Source organism: Sandarakinorhabdus limnophila DSM 17366, assembly GCF_945882885.1.
GTDB lineage: Bacteria > Pseudomonadota > Alphaproteobacteria > Sphingomonadales > Sphingomonadaceae > Sandarakinorhabdus > Sandarakinorhabdus limnophila_A.
Genome location: NZ_CAMCWT010000037.1, coordinates 21,182 through 27,181, shown reverse-complemented (window position 1 = coordinate 27,181; position 6,000 = coordinate 21,182). Strand labels below are relative to the sequence as shown.

6 protein-coding genes, 1 tRNA gene and 1 pseudogene are annotated in these 6,000 nt (G+C 65.9%); 2 read left to right on the top strand and 6 right to left on the bottom strand.

Annotated elements, in window-relative coordinates; translation table 11 throughout:
• The 4 genes and pseudogenes from Q7O19_RS09365 to Q7O19_RS09350 all read right to left on the bottom strand — a co-directional run.
• Positions 1-209, bottom strand: a pseudogene (locus Q7O19_RS09365) (GMP synthase (glutamine-hydrolyzing)); the annotation flags it as partial.
• Positions 210-218: 9 nt separating this feature from the next.
• Complete coding sequence (locus tag Q7O19_RS09360; RefSeq protein WP_303810138.1) at positions 219-659, bottom strand: thioesterase family protein; 441 nt, start codon at positions 657-659, stop codon at positions 219-221.
• A 76-nt stretch (positions 660-735) separates the two neighbouring features.
• A tRNA-Ala gene (locus Q7O19_RS09355) sits at positions 736-811 on the bottom strand.
• A 105-nt stretch (positions 812-916) separates the two neighbouring features.
• Positions 917-1,237: a TIGR02300 family protein gene (locus tag Q7O19_RS09350; protein ID WP_273434609.1), complete on the bottom strand. Its 321-nt coding sequence runs from the start codon at positions 1,235-1,237 to the stop codon at positions 917-919.
• A gap of 126 nt (positions 1,238-1,363) precedes the next feature.
• Between Q7O19_RS09350 and aroA the strand changes: the two genes are divergently transcribed.
• Positions 1,364-2,728: a 3-phosphoshikimate 1-carboxyvinyltransferase gene (gene aroA, locus Q7O19_RS09345; RefSeq protein WP_303810137.1), complete on the top strand. Its 1,365-nt coding sequence runs from the start codon at positions 1,364-1,366 to the stop codon at positions 2,726-2,728.
• Here the strand turns inward: aroA and wecB are convergent.
• Together wecB and Q7O19_RS09335 are read right to left on the bottom strand one after the other, a co-directional pair.
• The gene (gene wecB / locus Q7O19_RS09340) at positions 2,631-3,788 is read right to left on the bottom strand and encodes a non-hydrolyzing UDP-N-acetylglucosamine 2-epimerase (protein WP_303810136.1); all 1,158 of its coding nucleotides are present in this window, start codon (positions 3,786-3,788) and stop codon (positions 2,631-2,633) included. The two genes, aroA and wecB, sit on opposite strands and share 98 nt — an antisense overlap.
• Positions 3,789-3,922: 134 nt before the next feature.
• On the bottom strand, positions 3,923-5,155 hold the full coding sequence (locus Q7O19_RS09335; RefSeq protein ID WP_303810135.1) for an FAD-dependent oxidoreductase: 1,233 nt from the start codon (positions 5,153-5,155) through the stop codon (positions 3,923-3,925).
• Positions 5,156-5,302: 147 nt separating this feature from the next.
• On the opposite strand from Q7O19_RS09335, the gene cmk reads away from it, so the two are divergent.
• A complete protein-coding gene (cmk, locus tag Q7O19_RS09330) occupies positions 5,303-5,971 on the top strand; it encodes a (d)CMP kinase (protein ID WP_303810133.1) in 669 nt (222 codons plus the stop codon).
• Positions 5,972-6,000 lie beyond the last annotated feature (29 nt).

Sequence of the window (6,000 nt, the reverse complement as noted above, 5' to 3'; positions counted from 1 at the left end):
GGGATGCGCGGACCGTTTTCATCGCTGATATTGGCCGGGCTGCCCGACAGGATGACGCCCTTGGGCTGCATCCGTGTGTATGCCTCGCCGCCTTTGGCGAAGGGCACGATCTCGCAATAAACGCCAACTTCGCGGATGCGCCGGGCGATGAGCTGCGTCACCTGGCTGCCGAAATCGAGGATGAGGATCGAGTCGTCTGGCGTGTTCATCGCGGGCGCTTAGGGCGTGGCGGCGTTTGGCGCAACCACCAGCGGCAACAGCACCTGCCGCCATGCATCGGGCAGCGGCGCGGGCCGGCGCGTCTCCCTGTCGACATAGACGTGGACGAAATGGCCTTCCGCGGCCGGCGCTTCATGGCCGGCCGTGAACAGGCCCACCTCCCAACGCACGCTACTGTTGCCGAGTTTGGCGATGCGCAGGCCGGCCTCCACGATTTCGGGGAAGGCGACGGAGCGATTGTACCGGCAGCCGGTTTCCACCACCAGGCCAATGGGGTTGCCATGGTGGATGTCGAGCAGGCCCTGCTCGATCAGCCAGGCGTTCACCACGGTATCGAACCAGCTATAATAAACCACGTTGTTGACGTGGCCATAGGCATCATTGTCCATCCAGCGGGTGGGGATCAGGCGGTGGACGCGATAATCGGTTCGGCTGTTCATGGCGACGCGCCTTGCCAGCGATTCGCCTGAAAAGCAAAAACCCCAGCCATCTCTGGCCGGGGTTTTTAGGTTGGGATGGTGGAGCCTAACGGGATCGAACCGTTGACCTCTACAATGCCATCGTAGCGCTCTCCCAGCTGAGCTAAGGCCCCACATCCCAATGTGGTCGTTGCTGTTACCAGCAACGCCGGGAGCGGCCGGTTAGGCGATGTTTCGCGGCCTTGCAAGCCCGAAATTCGCCAAGCCGGCCGATATCCTCAATTCTCGTCGTCGGTACCCTCCGAGACGACACCCAGATCATCATCATCGCCCAGATCGACATCGGCATCGGCTTCGCCGGCTTCCACGTCGGCGTCTTCGATGTCCAGATCCTCATCCACGGCCACCACGGCGTCTTCCTCGGCGGCCTGTGGCTTGGTGGCTTCAAACGGCGTCGTCTGCTTGGACTTCAGGACCGGTTCCGGCGCCCAGCCAAAGCCGCAGGAAATGCAGGTCACCGGGTCTTCCTTGCCCAGATCATAGAATCGGGTGTTGCATTTCGGGCAGGCACGCTTGGTGCCCCATTCAGCCTTGACCATATCGTCTCCGTGATCGTCCCGGCCGTGTGTCCAGCCGTGCAAACGCAATCGAGCCGGGGCAGCACAGCCATCCCGGAAACTTTGGCGCATTGCCACAGCCGGCAAGCCCTGTCAAAGCGCCGCGTCATGAATCACGTCGCCGGAAAACCCGCATCGCTCTGCCTTGCCGCTTCGGGCCCGCTCAAGGGCGATGTGACGGTGCCGGGTGACAAGTCGATCAGCCACCGCTCGCTGATGCTCGGCGCGCTGGCGGTGGGCGAAACCCGCATCACAGGCCTGCTTGAGGGCGAGGATGTGCTGGCTACGGCATCCGCCATGCGGGCGATGGGTGCCGAGATCGAGCGCACTGGTACCGGCGAATGGCGCGTGCACGGTGTTGGTGTCGGCGGTCTGCTGCAACCTGCGACCGCGCTCGACATGGGCAACAGCGGCACCTCCACGCGGCTCTTGATGGGCCTGGTCGCCTCCCACCCGATCACAGCGACGTTTATCGGCGATGCCAGCCTGTCGGGTCGGCCGATGGGGCGGGTGATCACGCCACTGTCCCTGATGGGCGCCACCATCGCCGCCACGCCAGGGCCGGGACGGCAGACCCTGCCCCTCACGCTCACCGGTGCCTGCCCGGCGATTCCGCTCCGCTACACGCTGCCGGTCGCCTCGGCGCAGGTGAAATCGGCGGTGCTGCTGGCTGGCCTCAACACGCCGGGCGAGACGGTGGTGATCGAACCCATCCCCACCCGTGATCACAGCGAGCGCATGCTGGCCGGATTCGGTGCCCAGCTTTCGGTCACCGAATCGCCGGAGGGCCGCATCATCACCATCCGCGGCGAGGCCGAACTCAAACCGCAGACCATTCAGGTGCCCGGCGATCCGTCGTCAGCCGCCTTCCCGATGGTCGCCGCGCTGATCGTGCCGGGCAGCGACATCATCATTCGCAATGTTGGCCTGAACCCCACCCGCGCCGGGTTGGTGCGAGTGCTGCAGGCGATGGGCGGGCGCATTGATCTGTTGAACGAACGCACCGTTGGCGGCGAACCGGTTGCCGACCTTCACGTCCGCCACAGCGCGCTCACTGGCATCGACGTGCCGCCAGAAGGCGCGCCCAGCATGATTGATGAATATCCGGTGCTGTTCGTCGCCGCCGCCTTTGCGAAGGGGCGCACTGTGATGCGCGGGATCGAAGAACTGCGGGTGAAGGAATCCGACCGGATCGCTGTGATGGCGCAGGGGCTCCAGGCCTGCGGTGTGCAGTGCGAGGAGCTTGAAGACGGCCTGATCGTCGAAGGCCGTGACGGCGATCTCGTCCCCGGCGGCGTCACCATCGCGGCCCGGCTCGATCACCGCATCGCGATGAGCTTCGCCGTGCTGGGCCTGAACGCGGCCCGGCCGGTGGTCATTGATGATGCCCGGCCGATCGCAACGAGCTTTCCAACGTTCGTGGCAATGATGGAGCAGCTTGGCTGCAGGCTTCTCCCAACAGCAGATAATTGATGGCGCGGGCAGCACCGCCGCTTCCATAAGGCAAGGATGGTTCTGCCATCGTTGCCCGCAACGCGTAATCGGCCAGAACACGCTGCGCCGCTGCCACGATTACCGCCGGATCACGCCCCACCAGCGCGGCATTGCCGCTGAACAGCCCCTCGCGCCGCTCCGTGGTGTCGCGCAGCACCAGGCAGGGCAGACCGATGGCCGGTGCCTCTTCCTGCACCCCACCCGAATCGGTCAGCACAAGGCGACACTGCCCCATCAGAGCGACGAACCCGACATAGGGCAGCGGCGGCAGCAGGTGGACGCTGGGGTGGCCACCCAGAGCGGCACGCACCGGGCCTGAAACCGCCGGGCTGGGATGCACCGGCAGGATGATCTCTGCTTCGCCCGCCAATTCGGCCAGCGCGTCCAGCAACCCGCCCAGCACGTGCCCCTGGTTCTCGCGAAGATGGATGGTGGCCAGCACCCACGGCCGTCCGCGCGGGATGCCGGCCAGCGGCGCCACCGCCGCCCCTGCCAGTGCTACATCGCCGGCCAGCCGCGCCTGCATCAACAACAGCGCATCGATGCCGCTGTTGCCGGTGACGTGCACGCCATCGCACACACCCTCTGCCGCCAGTGCCGCCGCTGCCGCCGCGGTCGGCGCGAAATGCAACTGCGCCATCTGCGCCACCAGCTTGCGATGCATCTCCTCCGGGTGCGGATCGTGCGTTCCCGTCCGCAAGCCCGCTTCGACATGCGCCAGCCGCGCCCCGGCATAACGGGCCGCCAAGGCACCGGCGAGCGTCGAACTCGTGTCGCCCTGCACCACGACCCACGCCGGCCGCGTTTCCCGCACCACGTCCGCCAGCGCAGGCACCAGCCGCCCCACCACTGTATCCGGCGAGGCCGCCATCACACCCAGATCATGATCCGCCTGCAGCCCGAACCCGGCCAAGGCTTCATCAAACATCTCACGATGCTGCCCGGTCGCTACCAGCAAGGGGCAGTGCCCACGCGTCTGCAGATCAAGCAGCAACGGTGCCAGCTTCACCGCCTCCGGCCGCGTACCCGCGATAAACATGATTGGAAACGATGCAGAACCCGGGCCGCCAGCAGACATCATTCGCCCCCGCGAAGTAGCTGACCCTGAAAGTCATTCTGCGTGAACTGGGTCTGTCTGGCAACTGCCGGGCTTAGGGCCGCGCCGCATCGGGTTCAGAACTTGTCATCCTTCACGCGGAACAGCGCTTCCAGCGCCGGATCGGTTGGCCGGCCCAGCACGCGTTCGGCGATATACTCGCCCACCACCGGGCCATGCTTGAAGCCGTGGCCGGAACCGCCGCCGGCGATCCAGACATTGTCCCAGCCCGGGTGGCGCTGGATCATGAAATGCTCGTCCACGCTGTTTTCCAGCTGGCACACCCGCGTTTCAACGATGGGCTGGTCCTTCAACCCCGGGAAACGGCGGGCGATGTAATCGCGCGACCGGCGCACCTGGAAGGGCGTGACGATGCGATCATCATTGTCGGGGTCCATGATGGTGTCGCCGCCAACCGGGCAGACCTTGATGCCCTTGCCGTCAACATTGGGGAAACCATAGTGGCTGGCTTCCGAAAACACCGGCAGGTTCGGGCAGGAATAACGGTCATCGCCGGCCGGTGCGCCAAAGAAATAGACCTCGCGGCGCGGCGTCTGCAGTTTCTGGCCCAGCAGATCGGGGAACAACCGGCCCAGCCACGGCCCGCAGGCAAACACATACTTCGCGCCGCTCACCGTCTCGCCGCCCTGCAGCGCCAGGTTGGCCATGGCGCCGCCACTGGCCTGCCCGGGTTGAGCGCGGCCGGCCACCAGTTGCACACCCTTGCGCGCGGCGGCTTCGGCCACGGCCAGGCAGGCCCGGTGTGCGCGCACGATCAGGGCGCCGGGTTCATACAGGCCCACATTGTTCTCGCCCGGCTCCATCTGCGGCCACCGCCGGCGCATGTCGGCGGCCGTCATCAGTTCGTGATCAACTTTAAGCCGAGTGAACACATCGCGCGAGCCGCGCAGGCCGGGATTGAGATCGGTCGCCAGCTGCAACCGCCCCGCCAGCGAAAGCAGCGGCAACCCGAATTCGCGCTCCCGCTCCCGCCACAGCTCCATCCCGCGCAGCACCCAGCGCGAATAGACTTCACGATCCCCATAGCCCACCCGGATCTGCCGGGTTTCGCCGCCCGACGTGGCCCGCGCATTGCCCGGCCCATAGGCATCAACCAGCGTTACACTATGGCCCATCTCGCGCAGTCGCAGCGCCGTCCACCCGCCAAAGGCACCGGCGCCGATCACCACCACATCCGCCGGCTTGGCCGTGCGCTGCCACTTCAGCGCCGATTGTGCTGAAGCGGTCGAACCAGCCACGCCACTGGCCGCTGCCAAGCCTGCCGCCTTCAGAAATGTGCGACGCTCCATGTGTCCCCCCGTTTATGGCGCGTCCGGTCTTGATGGCCGTGATCAACTGCCTGTAAGCAAAGCCTAGGTCTGCGCCCCGGCCCCGTCAATTGCGCGCCGCCCTGCCCGCCACTTGCCCACCTGCGACCGGCCCGCTAACGCCAACCGGTGATTACCACCCCTCCCCTCGTCATCGCCGTTGATGGCCCGGCTGCCAGCGGCAAGGGCACCATCGCCAAGGCGCTGGCCCGGCATTACGGCCTGCCGTTCATGGATACCGGCAAATTGTATCGCGCCTGCGGGTTGGCGGTGCGGTTGGTGGGGCATGATCCCTATGATGCCGAGGCTGCGGCGCAGGCGGCGCGGCAGCTTGATCCGGCGCTGCTGGATGATCCTTATCTGATGAGCGCGCTGAACAGTGATTATGCCTCGATCGTGTCCAGCCACCCGGCAGTGCGGGCGGTGCTGTTCGATGTGCAGCGCAGCTTTGCCAAGCAATCCGGTGGGGCGGTGCTGGATGGGCGGGATATCGGCACGGTGATCGCGCCCGATGCCATCGCCAAATTGTTCGTGACGGCGGCGCCCGAAGTGCGTGCGCAGCGCCGCCATGCCGAACAGGCTGGGCGCGCCAAAGAAACTGGGGGCAGCGATCAGACTCTGGCCGATGTGCTGGCCGATATCCATGCGCGTGACGCCCGCGATTCCGGGCGCTCTGCCGCGCCCTTGGTACAGGCCAGTGATGCTGCCTTGCTTGATACCAGTAATCTCAGTATAGCCGCGGCCGTCGCTGCAGCGATTGCCTTGGTTGAAAAGGCACGCGCGCAGCACAGCCGGTAAGGGGTTATCGGCGTCCCGGCGGGGTTCTC

Bases quoted from the DNA above. Each gene is read 5' to 3' on its own strand.
- Q7O19_RS09360 (WP_303810138.1), bottom strand. From the start codon at position 659: ATGAACAGCCGAACCGATTATCGCGTCCACCGCCTGATCCCCACCCGC.
- Q7O19_RS09350 (WP_273434609.1), bottom strand. From the start codon at position 1,237: ATGGTCAAGGCTGAATGGGGCACCAAGCGTGCCTGCCCGAAATGCAAC.
- aroA (WP_303810137.1), top strand. From the start codon at position 1,364: ATGAATCACGTCGCCGGAAAACCCGCATCGCTCTGCCTTGCCGCTTCG.
- wecB (WP_303810136.1), bottom strand. From the start codon at position 3,788: ATGTTTATCGCGGGTACGCGGCCGGAGGCGGTGAAGCTGGCACCGTTG.
- Q7O19_RS09335 (WP_303810135.1), bottom strand. From the start codon at position 5,155: ATGGAGCGTCGCACATTTCTGAAGGCGGCAGGCTTGGCAGCGGCCAGT.